Origin of the sequence: Bradyrhizobium sp. CCBAU 11430, assembly GCF_028128855.1 — a bacterium.
In the GTDB taxonomy this organism is placed as follows: domain Bacteria; phylum Pseudomonadota; class Alphaproteobacteria; order Rhizobiales; family Xanthobacteraceae; genus Bradyrhizobium; species Bradyrhizobium ottawaense.
In genome coordinates this window covers 17,665-35,523 of record NZ_LBJV01000039.1, presented here as the reverse complement: position 1 = coordinate 35,523, position 17,859 = coordinate 17,665, and the positions used below count along the sequence as shown (strand labels likewise).

Below are 17,859 nucleotides of genomic sequence, written 5' to 3'. Positions count from 1 at the left end.
CAACGAGGGCGCGGCCATGACGACATTGACGGTGAAAGACCTTCTCCCTGAGGACGGAACACGCGGCACACTCGCCGGCCGCGTCTGGCTGCCGCAGGCGAACGGTCCGGCCGTGGTCGCCGTCCGTGGCGACGGCGTGTTCGACGTCACCGCAAGATTTCCGACCATCAGCGCGCTCTGCGAAGAGGACAACCCGGCCAAGGCGCTGAGCTTGACCAAGGGCGAGCGCATCGGCGATCTCGACGCCATCGTGGCCAACACGGCGCCGGACCAGCGCGATCGCCAAAAACCTTGGCTGCTTGCGCCCGTGGACCTGCAGACGCTGAAGGCTGCCGGCGTCACTTTTGCCATCTCGATGCTGGAGCGCGTGATTGAGGAGCGCGCAAAGGGCAATCCGGCCTCGGCCGAAGCGATCCGCAAGGAAGTGACGCGGCTGATCGGCGATGATTTGTCGAAGCTCAAACCGGGCTCCGACCAGGCGATGCATCTGAAGCAGGTGCTGATCGACCAGAACGCCTGGAGCCAATATCTCGAGGTTGGCATCGGTCCCGATGCCGAAGTGTTCACCAAGGCGCCGACCATGTCCTCGGTCGGCACCGGCATGGATGCCGGCCTGCATCCGAAATCGACCTGGAACAACCCGGAGCCGGAGCTCGTGCTGTTCGTGTCGAGCCGCGGCAAGATCGTCGGCGGCGCGCTCGGTAACGACGTCAATCTGCGCGACTTCGAAGGACGCTCGGCGCTGCTGCTGTCGAAGGCCAAGGACAACAACGCCTCCTGCGCGATCGGACCGCTGCTGCGCCTGTTCGACGACAGTTTTACGCTCGACGATGCGCGCAAGCTCGACATCAGCCTGAACGTGAAGGGGGCGGACGGCTTCGTTCTCGACGGCCATTCCTCGATCAGCAAGATCAGCCGTGATCCGACCGATCTGGTCGAGCAGACCATCGGCAAGGTGCATCAATATCCTGATGGCTTCGTGCTGTTCCTCGGCACGATGTTCGCGCCGGTCAAGGATCGCGATGCGCCGGGGCAGGGGTTCACCCACAAGCGCGACGACATCGTCACGATCGCAGCGCCCCAGCTCGGCAAGCTCGTCAACCGCATGCGCACCAGCGACGAGTGCGAGCCCTGGACCTTCGGCATCGGTGCGTTGATGAAGAACCTGGCGCAGCGGAAGCTGATTTAGCGCTTCACGTCTCGCAGCTGACCTCCCACGCGAACGTCTATGAGGCCGTCATGCCCGGGCTTGTCCCGGGCATCCACGTTCTTTGTCAGGCGAGGTAAGGCGTGGATGGCCGGGACAGGCCCGGCCATGACGGTTGTCCGTGGCTGGACTCACCTACAAACCTCCTTCATCTTCCCGTTGCATCGGGGGAACAAAATCGCGCTTGGCGTGTCTTAGAACCGCCTGCCGCCGCTCGGCGCGATTTCCTCTAAATAGTAAAATAATATGACTAGTCGGAACTCTTCTTCCGTGAAATAGTCCCTCCCGCCGCCTCGAAGGCCGGCCTGCGGGTGCCATGTTACCAATAGGCGCCCCGGATAACATCTTGGGAGACTCGCCTGATGATCCTCAAAGCCCTCTTTGCGGCCAGCGCCATGGCCGCCTTGCTGCTCGCGCTGCCCGCGAATGCCGCCGAGCTCACCATCGGCTTCTCGCAGATCGGATCGGAATCCGGCTGGCGCGCGGCCGAGACGTCGGTCTCCAAGCAGGAGGCCGCCAAGCGCAAGGTCAATCTCAAGATCGCCGACGCGCAGCAGAAGCAGGAGAACCAGATCAAGGCGATCCGCTCCTTCATCGCGCAGAACGTCGATGCGATCTTCCTCGCGCCCGTGGTCTCGACCGGCTGGGACTCGGTGCTGAAGGAGGCCAAGGAAGCCAAGATCCCGGTCGTGCTGCTCGATCGCGACATCGATCCGTCCGGCAAGGAGCTCTATCTCACCGCGGTCACCTCGGACAGCGTGCATGAGGGCGAGGTCGCCGGCGACTGGCTGGCCAAGACAGTCGGCGCCAAGGCCTGCAACATCGTCGAGCTGCAGGGCACCGTCGGCGCCAGCGTCGCCACCAACCGCAAGAAAGGCTTCGACACCGCCATCGCCAAGCACGCGAACCTGAAGGTGGTGCGCAGCCAGACCGGCGACTTCACCCGCGCCAAGGGCAAGGAGGTGATGGAAAGCTTCATCAAGGCCGAAGGCGGCGGCAAGAACATCTGCGCGGTCTACGCCCACAACGACGACATGATGGTGGGCGCGATTCAGGCGATGAAGGAAGCCGGCCTCAAGCCCGGCAAGGATATCCTCACCGTTTCGATCGACGCGGTCCCCGATATCTTCAAGGCGATGGTTGCCGGCGAAGCGAACGCCACGGTGGAGCTGACGCCGAACATGGCCGGCCCAGCACTGGATGCCGTCGCAGCCTTCAAGGGCAAGGGCACGGTACCGCCGAAGTGGATTCAGACCGAGTCCAAGCTCTATACTGCCGCCGATGATCCGCAGAAGATCTACGACAGCAAGAAGGGCCTCGGTTACTGAGGCGGGCGCCGCGCCGGACCGCTTCCGGTGGTCCGTCGCCCCCCTTCGAAACCGCTGCACGAACGACTAGGCTGGGTGTCCGCTTCAATGGCGGGCACCCGTGGGAGCGAATTTGCCATGCAGAACAGCCCCGATCCTGCTCTGCCCCTTCTTGAGGTGCGCGGGATCAGCAAGAGCTTCGGCGCTGTGCGCGCGCTGCAGGAGGTCGACTTCACGCTGCGCGCCGGCGAGATCCATGCGTTGCTCGGCGAGAACGGCGCCGGCAAGTCCACGCTGATCAAGGTCGTCACCGGCGTATTCCCACGCGACGCCGGCATCGTCAGGATCGGCGGTGAAGAGGTCGCGCCGCGCTCGGCCAAGGCAGCGCTGGCCGCGGGCATTGCCACCGTCTACCAGGAGGTCAATCTGCTGCCGAACCTGTCGGTGGCGCAGAATCTGTTCCTCGATCGCCAGCCAATGCGCTTCGGCATCGTGCGTGAGGGCGAGATGCGCCGCCGCGCCAAGGCGCTGCTTGCGGAGTTTGGCCTCGACATCGACGTCGCCGCGCCGCTCGGCAACTATTCGGTCGCCGTGCAGCACGTCACCGCGATCGCGCGCGCCGTCGATCTCTCCGCGCGGGTGTTGATCCTGGACGAGCCCACCGCGAGTCTCGACCGTCACGAGGTCGAGATCCTGTTCGGCATCATGCGCCAGCTCGCGAAACGCGGCATCGGCATCGTCTTCGTCAGTCACTTCCTCGACCAGGTCTACGAGATCTCCGATCGCATCACCGTGCTGCGCAACGGTCGCCTCGTCGGCGAGCGCGAGACCGCCTCGCTGCCGCGCCTCGAGCTGATCCGGCTGATGCTCGGCCGCGAGTTGGCCGAGACCACCAGCGCACGCGCATCAGTGGGCGAGCACAAGGTGCGCGAAATCTGCGCGAGTTTCGAGAATTACGGCAAGGCCGGCTATGTCGCGCCGTTCAATCTCGAGCTGCGTCATGGCGAGGTCGTCGGTCTCGCCGGCCTGCTCGGCTCGGGCCGGACCGAGACGGCGCGGCTGGTGTTCGGCGCCGAGCGCGCCGATGGCGGGAAGGCGAGGGTGGAAGGTGTGCCGGTGCGGCTGCAGTCGCCTCGCGACGGCGTACGCCACGGCTTTGGCTATTGTCCGGAGGAGCGCAAGACCGACGGCATCGTTGCCGAGCTCACGGTGCGCGAGAACATCGTGCTCGCGCTCCAGGCCAAACGCGGCCTGCATCGGCCGCTGTCGCGCCGCGAGCAGGACGAGATCGCGCGCCGCTACGTCAAGATGCTCGACATCCGTCCGCCCGATGCTGAGCGCCCCGTCGGCCTGTTGTCCGGCGGCAATCAGCAGAAGGTTCTGCTGGCGCGCTGGCTCGCGACCTCGCCGCGGCTTCTGGTGCTGGACGAGCCGACCCGCGGCATCGACGTCGGCGCGCATGCCGAGATCATCCGCCTGATCCGCGAGCTCTGCGACGACGGCTTGTCGCTGCTCGTGATCTCCTCCGAGCTCGATGAGATCGTAACCTATTCCGACCGCGTCGTGGTGCTGCGCGACCGCGCCCATGTCGAGGAGCTCGCGGGCGACGCGGTCGACGTCGGCAACATTCTCGCGGCCATTGCCGCCGATAGCGCCGCTGTTGCGCTTGAGGCCCACACATGACAGCGCTGTTGCCGCGCCGCGGCCTTGCCCAGATCCTCGCATTGATCGTCATCCTCGCGGTCGACCGTGTTGTGTCGCCGCAATTCTTCGACCTGCGCCTCCAGGACGGCCGTCTGTTCGGCAGCCTGATCGACGTGCTCAACCGCGGCACGCCGGTGGCGCTGCTGTCACTCGGCATGGTTCTGGTGATCGCGACGCGCGGCATCGATCTGTCGGTTGGCGCCGTCATGGCGATCGCGGGCGCGATCGCGGCGAGCCTCGCCGACACTCACAGTCTGGCCGTCGTGCTGGCGGCAGCGCTCGGCGCGGGCCTGATTTGCGGGCTGTGGAATGGCTTCCTTGTCGCGGTACTCGGCATGCAGCCGATCGTGGCGACGTTGATCCTGATGGTGGCGGGACGCGGCATCGCCCAGCTCATCACCGAGGGACGCATCGTGACGTTCTCCTCGCCGGATCTGGTCTGGCTCGGCAATGGCTCGGTGCTCGGCCTGCCGGTACCGGTCGTGATTGCGCTCGGCATGCTGATCCTCACCGGCGCGGTGGTACGTGGCTCGGCGCTGGGGCTCCTGATCGAGGCGACCGGCGGCAACGCGCGGGCGAGCGAGCTTGCCGGCGTCGGCACCCGTGCGATGATCCTGTCGGTCTATGTCTGGTGCGGCGTCTGCGCCGCGCTAGCTGGCGTGATCGCGGCGGCCGACATCATGGGGGCAGACGCGAACAATGCCGGCCTCTGGCTCGAGCTCGATGCGATCCTGGCCGTGGTGATCGGCGGCACCTCGTTGTTCGGCGGCCGCTTCAGCCTCGTGCTGGCCGTACTCGGCGCGCTGATCATCCAGACCATGAACACCGGCATCCTTTTGTCCGGCTATCCGCCGGAGTTCAACCTGCTGGTCAAGGCGGTAGTGGTGCTCACGGTGCTGTTGTTGCAATCGCCGAAGCTGACCGGCTTTGCCGGCATCTCTGCGCGGCTGCGGAGGACGAAGGCATGAGAGGTCTGCCGCCCGCCCTCATTACGGCGATCGTGCTGGTCGCGGGCTTCGCAGCCTGCGCGGTGCAGTTTCCCAACATCGCCTCGACCCGCGTCGTCGGCAATCTCCTCACCGACAACGCTTTCCTCGGCATCGTCGCGGCCGGCATGACCTTCGTCATCATCTCCGGCGGCATCGATCTCTCGGTCGGCTCGGTGATCGGCTTCACCACGGTCTTCGTTGCGCTCGCGATCGAGCGCTGGGGCATGCCGCCGCTGGTTGCTTTCGTCGCCGTCCTCGCACTCTCGGCGGCCTTCGGTGCGGCGATGGGCGCGGTGATCCATGTCTTTGATTTGCCACCCTTCATCGTGACGCTCGCCGGCATGTTCCTGGCGCGCGGAGCGAGCTTCCTGCTCTCCACCGAATCCATACCGATCACCGCGCCTATTTATTCGACCGTGTCGGACTTCGCCTTGCGATTGCCGGGTGGAGGGCGGTTGACGGCGATTGCGATCATCATGCTCGCGATCGTGATCGGCGGAGCCTTTCTGCTGCATCTCACCCGGTTCGGCGCCAATGTATATGCGCTCGGCGGCAGCCGGACGACCGCGAGCCTGATGGGCGTTGCGGTCGGCAAGATGACCGTGAAGATCTACATGCTGTCGAGCCTGCTCGCAGGCATCGCCGGCATTGTCTTCTCGTTCTACACCAGCGCCGGCTATTCGCTTTCCGCCGTCGGCGTCGAGCTCGACACCATCGCCGCCGTCGTGATCGGCGGCACGCTGCTCACGGGCGGGCAGGGCTCGGTGATCGGTACTTTCCTCGGCGTGCTGATCCAGGGCCTGATCCAAACCTACATCAATTTCGACGGCACGCTGTCGAGCTGGTGGACCAAGATCGCGACCGGTATCTTGCTGTTCGCCTTTATTGCCTTGCAGCAGGGACTGGTCGCGCTCGCGCGCCGGCCGCTGGCGAAGAGCGCAGGAGCCGCCACATGACATCGCGCATCGTCGTCATCCCGACACGGCGGGCTCACTCCAACCATGCGGAGGTCGCCCGCTCGATCGGCATCGACATCATCGCCGGCCGCTACGCCGAGGGCACTCGCCTGCCTGGTGATGCCGAGATGATCGCGATGTTCGGCGTGTCGCGGCCGGTGCTGCGGGAGAGCGTGAAGACCCTGGTCGCCAAGGGCCTGCTGACCACCAAGGCGCGCGTCGGCACCGTCGTACGCGAACGCGCCGCCTGGAACATGTTCGATGCCGACGTCCTGGCCTGGCATCTGGACGCCGGCATCGACAAGCGTTTCCTCAACGACCTCGCCGAGATCCGTCTCGCGGTCGAGCCGCGCGCGGCGATGCTGGCGGCCGCGCAGCGGTCGGAGGAGGACCTGGCCGAGCTTCGGCGCAGCATGGACCGCATGCGGCTCGAAGCGTCCGATTCGGTCGGCTTTGCCGATGCCGACCTCGCACTCCACGTCGCCGTGGCGCGCGCCTCCGGCAACCTGTTCATGCGCTCGATCGGTCACGTCATCGAGGCCGCGCTTCGCGCCTCGTTCCTGCTGAGTGCGCCGGTCGAATTGGAAGACCGCGACACGGTGCTGCTCTGGCACCAGAAGATCGTCGATGCCATTGCGGCCGGCGATGCGGAGGCCGCCTCTGAGGCGATGATTTTCGTCATTCACAACGGCATGCATCGCCATGAGGGCACGGTCATCGAGACCGCGCCGGCCTCCGTGGAATCTGGAGAGGGATCGTGACGGAACTCCGCATCGCCATCGTCGGCTTCGGCAAGATCGCGCGTGACCAGCATGTCGGCGCGATCGCCGCCGTGCCGGGCGCGGCACTGGCGGCGATTGCCAGCCGTAACGCCTCGCTGCCGGGACTGCCGCATTTCGCGACCATCGAGGAGCTGCTGGAAAAGGGACCGCCGATCGATGCGGTCTCGCTCTGCACACCGCCGCAGGTGCGTCGCGCGCAGGCTGCCGCGGCGCTCGCCGCCGGCAAGCATGTCATGCTGGAGAAGCCGCCGGGCATCGGTGTCGCCGAGCTCGATCCGCTTGTAGCGATGGCGGCGGAGGCAAAGCGCACGCTGTTTGCGACCTGGCATTCGCGCCATGCGCCGGCGGTCGAGCCCGCGCGGCAATGGCTCGCTGAGCGACGCATCAAGTCGGTGCACGTCAGCTGGAAGGAGGATGTTCGCGTCTGGCATCCCGGTCAGGGCTGGATCTGGGAACCAGGCGGCCTCGGCGTGTTCGATCCCGGCATCAACGCGCTGTCGATCCTGACCAAAATCCTGCCGAAGCCCGTGTTCGTCACCGCGGCCGAGTTGGCGTTTCCCGCCAATTGCCAGGCACCGATTGCGGCGAACCTGACGCTGACGGACATCGACGGCCTTGCTGTGATCGCCGAGTTCGATTTCCGCCAGACCGGACCGCAGAGCTGGGATATCCTCGTCGATACCGACCAGGGCCGGATGACTTTGTCCAGCGGTGGCGCACGGTTGGAGGTCGACGGCAAGGTGCTTGCCGAGGCGCCCGATGAGGAATATCGCGGGCTCTACCGGCGCTTCGTCGAGCTCGCGGCGACCGGCGCAAGCGACGTCGATCTGACGCCGCTTCGCCTCGTTGCCGACGCCTTCCTGCTCGGCAGGCGCACCGTCGTCGAACCGTTTGTGGATTAGACATGGCCGCATCAAAAATCACAAAAGACATCTTCGGCACACTGCCTGACGGTCGCAAGGTCGAGCGCATCGTGCTGCGCGGCGAGGGCGACTTCGAGGCGCGCATCATCACCCACGGCGCGGTGATCCAGGCGCTGATTGCGCCGGATGCGAAGGGCGGTCATGACGACGTCGTGCTCGGCCATGACGCGTTCGCCGGCTATCTCGCGGAGCGAAAGTTCCTTGGGGCCACCGTCGGCCGCTATGCCAACCGCATTGCCAAGGGGCAGTTCTCGCTCGACGGCGAGACGGTGCAACTTCCCGTCAACAACGGGCCGAACGCGCTGCACGGCGGCCTCGATGGATTCGACCGCAAGCTCTGGCAGATTGCGGAGATCGACGACGGCGCCGAGCCCGCGGTGACGCTGACCTATGTCAGTCCGCATGGCGAGGAGAATTATCCCGGCCAGCTCGATGTCCGCCTGACCTATCGCGTCACCGGCCCGACCGAATTGTCGTTGAGCATGGAGGCGCGGACCGACCGTCCCACCATCGTCAACCTGACCAACCACAGCTTCTTCAATCTGGAAAGCGCAACGTCAGGCACGCCCATTCTCGATCACAGGCTGACGGTTGCCGCCGAACATTTCCTCGCCATCGATCCCACCGCCATTCCGCTGCCCGGACCGCCGCGCGCGGTGGCCGGCACGCCGTTCGACTTCCGGGAGCCTCGGCAGGTTGGCGAGCGCATCCGGCAGAGCGATGAGCAATTGCAGAGCGGCAGGGGTTACGACCACACCTACTGCCTCGCGCGCGACGGCAAGCTCGCACTTGCTGCCCGGCTGGAGGCACCGCGCTCGGGGCGCGTCATGGAGCTGTTCACCGATCAGCCCGGCGTTCAGGTTTATTCCGGCAACTATCTCGATGGCACGATTTCGGGGAAGGGCGGCAAGCTGATCCGGCAATCGGATGCCATGTGCCTGGAGCCGCACATCTGGCCTGACGCGCCGAACCGGCCGGATTTCCCGAGCCCGCGCCTCGATCCCGGCGGAGCCTATCGGCACCACACGGTCTATCGCTTCGGTGTGAGGACGTCATGATGGAACAGGTGCCGACATCAGTTCTCTCGGACGATCCCTGCCATCTCGGCGAGGGCCCGACCTATGACGTGACCACCGATACGGCGAGGTGGTTCGACATCCGCGAAGGACGGCTGTTCGAGGCGCAACTCGGCAGCGGCAGCATCCGCGTCCATGCGCTCGGCCGGATGGCCAGCGCGCTCGGGCGCATCGATGCCGAGCGCCAGTTGATCGTCGCCGAGGACGGTCTGTATATCCGCAAGCTTGCCGACGGCGCCATGACGCTGTTCTGTCCGCTCGAGGCGGACAATCCTGCCACGCGCTCCAATGATTGCCGTGTGCACCAGTCCGGCACGTTCTGGATCGGCACCATGGGCAAGAAGGCCGAGCCGAAGGCGGGGGCGATCTACGCGCTCCATCGCGGCAAGATCTCGACGCTGTTTCCCGGCATCAGCATTCCCAATTCGATTTGCTTCTCGCCGGATGGCGCCATTGGCTATTTCACCGACACTGCGCGTGCCGTGCTCTACGCAGTCCCGCTCAATCCCGCGACCGGCCTGCCGCGCGGCGAGCCGGAGGTGCTGCTGCGCCACACCGGCATCGGCGGCCTCGATGGCTCGGTGTGCGATGCCGACGGAAACATCTGGAATGCCTGCTGGGGCGCGAGCCGTATCGATGTCTATTCTCCGCAAGGCGAGCCTCTGCGCTCACTGAGCGTGCCGGCGAAGCAGGCGAGCTGTCCCGCCTTCGTCGGTTCCGATCTGTCGCGCCTCCTTGTCACGTCAGCGTGGCAGGATATGGACGCGGCAGGGCGCGCCGCCGATCCGCAAGCCGGTTGCACGTTTCTATTGGAGGCGTCCGCGCGCGGTCGCGCGGAGCCCGACGTCAAGCTCGCATAGGAGACCGGAGGCAGCCCACGACGACGTTCTCGACGAAATAAAGAAACAGTCTGACACCCAAGGGAGTAAAACATGCTGAAACTGAAGACGACATTCCTCGCACTGGCGCTGGCCGGCGCTGCGACGATGGCCACAGGCCTCACCGCCTCCGCCCAGGACAAGGCGACCGTCGGCATCGCGATGCCTACCAAATCGTCGGCGCGCTGGATCGACGACGGCAACAACATGGTCAAGGTGCTGAAGGAGCGCGGCTACAACACCGACTTGCAATACGCCGAGGACGATATCCCGAACCAGCTCTCGCAGGTCGAGAACATGGTGACCAAGGGCGCGAAAGCCCTGGTGATCGCCGCGATCGACGGCACCACGCTGTCCGACGTGCTCAAGCAGGCCAAGGCCAAAGGCATCACCGTGATCGCCTATGACCGCCTGATCCGCGGCACGCCGAACGTCGACTATTACGCGACCTTCGACAATTTCCAGGTCGGCGTGCTCCAGGCGCAGTCGATCGAGCAGGGGCTCGGGCTGAAGGACGGCAAGGGCCCGTTCAACATCGAGCTGTTCGGCGGCTCGCCCGACGACAACAACGCCTACTTCTTCTACAACGGCGCGATGAGCGTGCTGAAGCCCTATATCGACAGCGGCAAGCTCGTCGTCGCCTCGGGCCAGATGGGCATGGACAAGGTCGCGACGCTCCGCTGGGACGGCGCCACTGCCCAGGCCCGCATGGACAATCTGCTCAGCGCCTACTACGGCAACAAGAAGATCAACGCCGTGCTCTCGCCCTATGACGGCATCTCGATCGGCATCATCTCCTCGCTGAAGGGCGTCGGCTACGGCAGCGCCGATCAGCCGATGCCGATCATTTCGGGGCAGGACGCCGAGGTGCCCTCGATCAAGGCGATGCTGCGCGGCGATCAGTACTCGACCATCTTCAAGGACACCCGCGACCTCGCCAAGGTGACCGCCGACATGGTCGACGCCGCGCTGGCCGGCAAGCAGGTCGCGGTCAACGACACCAAGACCTACGAGAACGGTGTCAAGACCGTGCCGTCCTACCTGCTCAAGCCGGTCGTGGTCTACAAGGACAATTGGGAGAAGGTGCTGGTTGAGAGCGGCTACTACAAGAAGTCGCAGTTCCAGTAGAGTTCTCGTGCCGTCGTTCCGGGGCGCCCGAAGGGCGACTCCGGAACCTCGAGATTCCGGGTTCGATGCTTCGCATCGCCCCGGAATGACGGCGGAGGGATTCACGAAAGTTTCCAAGGACACGACGCCATGACCGCCATGCTGGAGATGCGCAACGTCAGCAAGAGCTTTGCCGGCGTGCAGGCGCTGCGCGACGTCAACTTCTCGGTTCACGCCGGGCAAATCCACGCGCTCGTCGGCGAGAACGGCGCCGGAAAGTCGACGCTGATGAAGGTGCTCAGCGGGGTCTACCCGCATGGCAGCTACGAGGGCACCATCGTCTTCGACGGTGAGGAGCGGCGCTTCCGCGACATCAACGATTCCGAGGCGCTCGGCATCATCATCATCCACCAGGAGCTGGCGCTGATCCCGCTGATGTCGATCGCCGAGAACATCTTCCTGTCGCATCCGCCGTCGAAGCTCGGCGTCATCGACCGCGACGAGGTCTACCGTCGTACACGTGAGCTGCTGGCACAGGTCGGCCTGAAGGAATCCCCGGACACCCTGATCACTGATCTCGGCGTGGGCAAGCAGCAGCTGGTCGAGATCGCGAAGGCGCTGTCCAAGCGGGTGCGCATGCTGATCCTGGACGAGCCGACCGCGAGCCTCAACGAGGCCGACAGCGCCGCGCTGCTCGAACGCCTGATGGCGTTCCGCGAGCAGGGCATCGGCTCGATCCTGATCTCGCACAAGCTCAATGAGGTCGCCAAGGTCGCCGACCACATCACCGTGCTCCGCGACGGCCGCACCGTCGACAGCATCGATTGTCGCGCCGAGCCGATCCAGGAAGACCGCATCATCCGCAGCATGGTCAATCGCGACATGGCTCACCGTTTCCCGGAGCGCAGCGTGAAGATCGGCGAGCCTGTGCTCGACGTCGCGAACTGGTCAGTCTATCACCCCATCCATCCCGAGCGGCAGGTGATCAAGAACGTCAGTTTCGGCGTCAGGCGCGGCGAGGTCGTCGGCATTGCTGGCTTGATGGGCGCCGGCCGCACTGAATTCGCCATGAGCCTGTTCGGCCGTTCCTGGGGCAGCAATATCAGCGGCAGCATCCGGCTCGAAGGCAGAGACATGGTGCTGCCGAGCGTCGCGGCGGCGATCGACGCCGGCCTTGCCTACGTCACCGAGGACCGCAAGCAGCTTGGCCTGATCCTGGCCGACGACGTCCGCAAGAACATCACGCTCGCCAGCCTCGATCAGGTTGCACCCAAACGCGTGATCGACGACATCGCCGAGCTGAAGATCGCCAGCGACTATCGCACCCGCATGCGCATCCGCTGCTCCGACGTCTACCAGGAGACCGGCCAGCTCTCCGGCGGCAACCAGCAGAAGGTTGTGCTGTCGAAATGGCTGATGACCGACCCAAAGGTGCTGATCCTGGACGAGCCGACAAGGGGCATCGACGTCGGTGCCAAATACGAGATTTACTGTATCATCAACGAGCTGGCGGAAGCCGGCCGCGGCGTCGTGGTGATCTCCTCGGAGATGCCCGAGCTGCTCGGCATCTGCGACCGGATTTGCGTCATGAACGACGGCGCCTTCGTCGGCGAGTTCAAGGGTGCGGACGCGACGCAGGAAAAAATCATGCGCGCCATCATGCGCAACGAACGAAACATTGGGAACGCCGCGCCCGCGGCCGCGGAAATGGGAGGAATGCAGCCATGACCGACAAGACGGTATCGCTGCCCGAGGAGCGCCGGCACGGCAGCTTCATCAAGAACAATTTGCGCAACTACGGCATGCTGATGTCGTTGATCGCGATCATGCTGTTCTTCCAGGTCATGACCGGCGGCACGCTGTTGCAGCCGCTCAACCTGACCAACCTGGTGCTGCAGAACAGCTACATCGTCATCATGGCGCTCGGCATGCTGCTGGTCATCGTCACCGGCCATATCGACCTGTCGGTCGGCTCGGTCGCCGGCTTCGTCGGCGCGGTCGCCGCCGTGCTGATGGTGACCTACAAGATCGATTACACGCTCGCCTTCATCGCCTGCCTGTTGCTGGGGGCGGCGATCGGCGCGGCGCAGGGCTATTGGGTGGCCTTCTTCGGCATTCCATCCTTCATCGTGACCCTGGCGGGCATGCTGGTGTTCAAGGGCCTCGCGCTCGCGGTGCTGCAGGGGCAGTCGCTCGGCCCGTTCCCGGCGACCTTCCAGAAGCTGTCGTCGGGCTTCATTCCGGAACTGCTGCCCGAAGCCGGCACGCTGCATCCGACCTCCATGCTGATCGGTGCCGTGCTCGCGCTCGGGCTCGTCTATGCCAGTGCCAAGGGCCGTTCGCGCGAGCAATCGCATGGCATCGAGGTCGAGCCCTACGCGTTCTTCCTGGGGAAGAGCGTTCTGCTCGCCTGCGCCGTGCTCTATTTCACCTATCTGATCGCCTCGCATCGCGGCCTGCCGAACGTGCTGGTCATCATGACCGCGTTGATCGCGCTCTATGGCTTCGTCACCCGGCGCACCGTGATCGGCCGGCAAGTCTACGCGGTCGGCGGCAATGCGAAGGCGGCAAAACTGTCGGGCATCAAGACCGAACGGCTGACCTTCCTCACCTTCGTCAACATGGGCGTGCTGGCCGCGCTCGCCGGCCTCGTCTTCGCCGCGCGCCTCAACACCGCGACGCCGAAGGCGGGATTGGGTTTCGAGCTCGACGTCATCGCCGCCTGCTTCATCGGCGGCGCCTCGGCCTATGGCGGGGTCGGGCGCGTCGGCGGCGCCGTGGTCGGCGCCATGATCATGGGCGTGATGAACAACGGCATGTCCATCCTCGGCATCGGCATCGACTACCAGCAGGTGATCAAGGGCCTGGTGCTGCTCGGGGCGGTGTGTATCGACGTGTATAACCAGCGGCGGTAGCCGCAACGGCGCTACGGCAGCGGTGATTGCGTCGTGAACAACACCGTCGCGATCGCGACGGAAAGGGTCACCGCCGATACGGTCGCCACGGTCGACAGCACCCCCATTCGCCGCAGCGCGATGGCGAACACGATGATGATGGGGGTCGCGGTTATCAGCCCGATTTGTGCATCGCTCATTGCATCGCTCGCCATTTTGCGGAACCGCCGGATGCATCCACCCTATGACGGTGAGGCGGGCGGGACGTTGCGATAGCGCAAACCCGCCTCTGGCCAGTTGCACTATTTGTCCGGCGACAAAGTTGGAATCGCGCCGGTGGGATATCTGTTCGGCGTCTTGATGCGGAAGTCAGATGTCGGCAACGGATTGCGAACAACAGGGAACCGGCTGGGGAATCCTGGAAGATCTTCCCGGTGATCCCATGATCTGGGTGCTGATCTTCAGCGAGCTCGCCGCCTTCGGCCTGTTCCTTGGCGCTTTCGTCATCGCGCGCGCGCTTCACCCGGCGGTCTTCGCGGCCGGTCAGGCCAGTCTCGATGCGCAGCTGGCCGGAATCAACACCATCGTGCTCGTGACCAGCGGCTGGGCTGCCGCGCGCGGGGCGGCTGCTGCACGGGCGGGCGAAAGCCGGCGTGCGCGCGGCTGGCTGTTCGGCGCCATGGCGCTTGGCGTCGTCTTCATCGCGGTCAAGCTGTTCGAATATGCCGGCGAGATTGCGTTAGGAAACGGCTTGGAGACCAGCCCGTTCTTCACGCTGTACTTCCTCCTCACCGGCTTCCATCTCCTGCATGTCGGCCTCGGCATCGTGATTCTGGCCGTAGTGTCCCGGGGTGCCCGAGCGGCGGGCGTCGAGACCGGAACGGCTTTCTGGCACATGGTCGACCTGCTCTGGATCGTCATGTTTCCTATCATCTATCTGGTGCACCCGTGATTCCGGATCGTCTCGACGTCACCTGGATCGTGTTGATCGGCCTTGCGCTCGCGACCATTCTGATCCCGCCGCTGGTGTCGCGCCCCTTGTTCGCCAATGCCCTGCTGCTGACGTTCGCCGCCCTCAAGGGCCGCCGTATCGTGCTCGATTTCCTCGATCTTCGCTCAGCGCCGGCGCTTTGGCGCGGCATCGTCAGCGCCTGGGTCTTCATCGTGGTGCTGTTTGCCTGGCTCGCATCGGCCGTCGTTGCCTTGATCTGACTGGCGCTTGCGCATCGTCGCGCTGCTTGCGCTTCGTCAAAGAGTGCCCCCTGGCAATCGGCAATAAATCGCAGGATCGCATCTTTCTCAGGAATCAAACGGAAAGGATTGGCAATGGCTGAACGCCTGACCAAGTCGGCCGCTCGAAATGTCTTCTACGGCGGTTCGGCCTTCTTCTTCGCCATTTTCATAGGGCTGACGGCGCACAGCCATTACTACATGGCCACGACCTCGACCGACGCGAAGACGCTGACGTCGTCGGTCGCCCGCGGCAAGCATGTGTGGGAGAAGAACTCCTGCATCAACTGCCACACGCTGCTGGGCGAGGGCGCCTATTTCGCCCCAGAGGTCGGCAACGTCTGGGATCGCTGGGGCGGCAACGAGGATCCGGCCGCCGCGCGCGAGACGCTGAAGGCCTGGATGCAATCGCAGCCCTCGGGCGCGGAGGGCCGGCGGCAGATGCCGCAGTTCAACCTGACCGACCAGGAACTCAACGATCTCGCTGACTTCCTGCAATGGACCAGCACGATCAAGCGTCAGAGCTGGCCGCCGAACAAGGCGGGCTGAGCACAGCTTTCCTCTTTCAAGATAGAGAGAACCCGAAATGAAGTACCAAACCCAGAAAGTCGCGATGCTGTATTTCTACGGCGCGCTGACCCTCTTCCTGGCCCAGGTCGTGTTCGGCCTGCTCGCCGGGACCATCTACGTCCTACCCAATACGCTGTCGACGCTGCTGCCGTTCAACATCGTCAGGATGATCCACACCAACGCGCTGATCGTGTGGTCGCTGATCGGCTTCATGGGCGCGACCTACTATCTGCTCCCGGAAGAGACCGAGAATGAGCTCTATAGCCCGCTGCTGGCGAAGATCCAGTTCTGGATGTTCTTCGGCGCAGCCGGCGTCGCCGTGGTCGGCTATCTCTTCCACTACCACGAGGGCCGTGAGTTCCTCGAACAGCCCTTCATCATCAAGGTCGGCATCGTCGTCGTCTGCCTGATGTTCCTGTTCAACGTCACGATGACGGCGCTGAAGGGCCGCAAGACCACGGTCACCAACATCCTGTTGTTCGGCTTGTGGGGCGTTGCGATCTTCTTCCTGTTCGCCTTCTACAACCCGGCGAACCTTGCCGTCGACAAGATGTACTGGTGGTACGTCGTCCATCTCTGGGTCGAGGGCGTCTGGGAGCTGATCATGGCCTCCGTGCTCGCCTATCTCATGATCAAGCTTAACGGCATCGATCGTGAGGTCGTCGAGAAGTGGCTCTACGTCATCATCGGCCTTGCCCTGTTCTCCGGCATTCTCGGCACCGGCCATCACTTCTACTGGATCGGCGCGCCCGGTTACTGGCAGTGGATCGGCTCGCTGTTCTCCACGCTCGAAGTCGCGCCGTTCTTCACCATGGTGATCTTCACCGTGCAGATGACCTGGAAGGCCGGCCGCAAGCATCCGAACCGTGCTGCGCTGTTGTGGTCGGTCGGCTGCTCGGTGATGGCGTTCCTAGGGGCCGGCGTCTGGGGCTTCCTGCACACGCTGTCCTCGGTGAACTACTACACCCACGGCACCCAGGTCACCGCCGCGCACGGCCATCTCGCCTTCTTCGGCGCCTATGTGATGCTGAACCTGTCGGTGATGGCCTATGCGATCCCGCAGATCAAGGGACGCGCGCCCTATAACCAATGGCTCTCCATGACGAGCTTCTGGATCATGTGCACGGCCATGATGACCATGACCTTCGCGCTGACCTTCGCCGGCGTGGTCCAGGTCCATCTCCAGCGCGTGCTCGGCCAGGGCTACATGGACGTGCAGGACCAGCTCGCGATGTTCTACTGGGTCCGGCTCGGCTCCGGCGTGTTCGTCGCGATCTCCGCGCTGATGTTCGTGTGGGCCGTGCTGGTGCCGGGCCGCGAGAAGCAGGCGATCATTCCCGCCGTGCTGCAGCCGGCCGAGTAAACGAGAAAGGGCGGCCGCGGTTCGCCGCGGCCGCCTGCTTCCTGGAAAATCCGGAGAGACATCATGAAAGCTGCCCTTCACACGGTAACCTCGGCGCCCGAGCTGCCGGTCTATGTTCCATCCGGAAACGAATGCGAGCTTTTCGAGCATGCCTGGCGGCGTCGTCTGCCGGTTCTGCTCAAGGGGCCGACCGGCTGCGGCAAGACCCGCTTCGTCGCGCATATGGCGGCGCGGCTGGGCCTGCCGCTTCACACGGTTGCCTGTCACGACGATCTCACCGCCGCCGATCTCACCGGCCGCTATTTGCTCAGGGGCGGGGACACCGTGTGGACCGATGGTCCGCTGACGCGCGCCGTGCGCGAGGGCGGCATCTGCTATCTCGACGAGGTCGTGGAAGCCCGCAAGGACGTCACAGTCGTGCTGCATCCCCTGACCGACGACCGCCGCATCCTGCCGCTGGAGCGGACCGGCGAGGAGCTGGTGGCGCCGAACAGCTTCATGCTCGTGGTCTCTTACAACCCCGGCTACCAGACGCTGCTGAAGGCGCTGAAGCCATCGACGCGGCAGCGCTTCATCGCCATCGAATTCGGCTTCCTGCCGCCTGAGCAGGAGATCGCCGTCGTGTCCGCCGAAAGCGGACTGTCGCCGGAGCGCGTGCGGCCGCTGGTGGGGCTGGCTGGCCGGCTGCGCGCGCTCAAGGGCCACGATCTGGAAGAGGGTGTCTCGACCCGGCTCGTGGTCTATTGCGCGACCCTGATTGCCGCGGGCACGCCGATTGCCGATGCCGTGCTGGCCGGCATGATCGAACCGCTGACCGACGATTCCGACGTGAAGGCTGCCCTGCTGGACGTCGCACGCGCCGTCATCGGGTGA

18 protein-coding genes are annotated in these 17,859 nt (G+C 64.7%); 17 read left to right on the top strand and 1 reads right to left on the bottom strand.

What is annotated here, in order from left to right:
- Positions 1-16 precede the first annotated feature (16 nt).
- The 12 genes from XI04_RS10400 to mmsB all read left to right on the top strand — a co-directional run bounded on the left by XI04_RS10400 (position 17) and on the right by mmsB (position 13,844).
- Positions 17-1,189: a fumarylacetoacetate hydrolase family protein gene (locus XI04_RS10400; RefSeq protein WP_028142391.1), complete on the top strand. Its 1,173-nt coding sequence runs from the start codon at positions 17-19 to the stop codon at positions 1,187-1,189.
- A 380-nt stretch (positions 1,190-1,569) separates the two neighbouring features.
- The gene (gene ytfQ, locus XI04_RS10395) at positions 1,570-2,535 is read left to right on the top strand and encodes a galactofuranose ABC transporter, galactofuranose-binding protein YtfQ (protein ID WP_271609972.1); all 966 of its coding nucleotides are present in this window, start codon (positions 1,570-1,572) and stop codon (positions 2,533-2,535) included.
- A 117-nt stretch (positions 2,536-2,652) separates the two neighbouring features.
- Entirely contained in the window at positions 2,653-4,197 is a 1,545-nt protein-coding gene (locus XI04_RS10390; protein ID WP_271609971.1) for a sugar ABC transporter ATP-binding protein, read from the top strand.
- A complete protein-coding gene (locus XI04_RS10385; RefSeq protein ID WP_038947149.1) occupies positions 4,194-5,186 on the top strand; it encodes an ABC transporter permease in 993 nt (330 codons plus the stop codon). Before XI04_RS10390 ends, XI04_RS10385 begins: the two co-directional genes overlap by 4 nt.
- Positions 5,183-6,163 carry a galactofuranose ABC transporter, permease protein YjfF gene (yjfF, locus tag XI04_RS10380; RefSeq protein WP_038947150.1) on the top strand — a complete coding sequence of 327 codons (981 nt, stop codon included), beginning with the start codon at positions 5,183-5,185 and terminating at the stop codon, positions 6,161-6,163. Before XI04_RS10385 ends, yjfF begins: the two co-directional genes overlap by 4 nt.
- Positions 6,160-6,924 carry a FadR/GntR family transcriptional regulator gene (locus tag XI04_RS10375; protein ID WP_038947151.1) on the top strand — a complete coding sequence of 255 codons (765 nt, stop codon included), beginning with the start codon at positions 6,160-6,162 and terminating at the stop codon, positions 6,922-6,924. The genes yjfF and XI04_RS10375 overlap by 4 nt, the downstream gene beginning before the upstream one ends.
- Positions 6,921-7,847, top strand: coding sequence for a Gfo/Idh/MocA family protein (locus tag XI04_RS10370; protein WP_271591397.1), 927 nt, complete (start codon positions 6,921-6,923; stop codon positions 7,845-7,847). The genes XI04_RS10375 and XI04_RS10370 overlap by 4 nt, the downstream gene beginning before the upstream one ends.
- Positions 7,848-7,849: 2 nt before the next feature.
- Positions 7,850-8,926, top strand: coding sequence for an aldose epimerase family protein (locus XI04_RS10365; RefSeq protein ID WP_271609970.1), 1,077 nt, complete (start codon positions 7,850-7,852; stop codon positions 8,924-8,926).
- Complete coding sequence (locus XI04_RS10360; protein ID WP_271609980.1) at positions 8,926-9,804, top strand: SMP-30/gluconolactonase/LRE family protein; 879 nt, start codon at positions 8,926-8,928, stop codon at positions 9,802-9,804. The genes XI04_RS10365 and XI04_RS10360 overlap by 1 nt, the downstream gene beginning before the upstream one ends.
- Positions 9,805-9,876: 72 nt before the next feature.
- Entirely contained in the window at positions 9,877-10,950 is a 1,074-nt protein-coding gene (chvE, locus tag XI04_RS10355) for a multiple monosaccharide ABC transporter substrate-binding protein (RefSeq protein ID WP_038970571.1), read from the top strand.
- Between the two features lie 129 nt (positions 10,951-11,079).
- A complete protein-coding gene (gene mmsA / locus XI04_RS10350; RefSeq protein ID WP_152103237.1) occupies positions 11,080-12,657 on the top strand; it encodes a multiple monosaccharide ABC transporter ATP-binding protein in 1,578 nt (525 codons plus the stop codon).
- Positions 12,654-13,844, top strand: a complete 1,191-nt coding sequence (gene mmsB / locus XI04_RS10345) for a multiple monosaccharide ABC transporter permease (protein ID WP_018315912.1) — start codon at positions 12,654-12,656, stop codon at positions 13,842-13,844. The genes mmsA and mmsB overlap by 4 nt, the downstream gene beginning before the upstream one ends.
- 11 nt (positions 13,845-13,855) lie before the next feature.
- Here the strand turns inward: mmsB and XI04_RS10340 are convergent, their stop codons facing one another.
- On the bottom strand, positions 13,856-14,023 hold the full coding sequence (locus XI04_RS10340) for a hypothetical protein (protein WP_085967637.1): 168 nt from the start codon (positions 14,021-14,023) through the stop codon (positions 13,856-13,858).
- 173 nt (positions 14,024-14,196) lie between these two features.
- On the opposite strand from XI04_RS10340, the gene XI04_RS10335 reads away from it, so the two are divergent.
- The 5 genes from XI04_RS10335 to XI04_RS10315 all read left to right on the top strand — a co-directional run bounded on the left by XI04_RS10335 (position 14,197) and on the right by XI04_RS10315 (position 17,859).
- The gene (locus XI04_RS10335) at positions 14,197-14,775 is read left to right on the top strand and encodes a cytochrome c oxidase subunit 3 family protein (RefSeq protein ID WP_028142401.1); all 579 of its coding nucleotides are present in this window, start codon (positions 14,197-14,199) and stop codon (positions 14,773-14,775) included.
- Entirely contained in the window at positions 14,775-15,035 is a 261-nt protein-coding gene (locus XI04_RS10330) for a cytochrome C oxidase subunit IV family protein (RefSeq protein ID WP_038947885.1), read from the top strand. Before XI04_RS10335 ends, XI04_RS10330 begins: the two co-directional genes overlap by 1 nt.
- A gap of 114 nt (positions 15,036-15,149) precedes the next feature.
- Complete coding sequence (locus XI04_RS10325; protein WP_018315916.1) at positions 15,150-15,602, top strand: c-type cytochrome; 453 nt, start codon at positions 15,150-15,152, stop codon at positions 15,600-15,602.
- A 37-nt stretch (positions 15,603-15,639) separates the two neighbouring features.
- A complete protein-coding gene (locus XI04_RS10320) occupies positions 15,640-16,986 on the top strand; it encodes a cbb3-type cytochrome c oxidase subunit I (RefSeq protein WP_038970565.1) in 1,347 nt (448 codons plus the stop codon).
- 63 nt (positions 16,987-17,049) lie between these two features.
- Complete coding sequence (locus tag XI04_RS10315; protein ID WP_271609969.1) at positions 17,050-17,859, top strand: CbbQ/NirQ/NorQ/GpvN family protein; 810 nt, start codon at positions 17,050-17,052, stop codon at positions 17,857-17,859.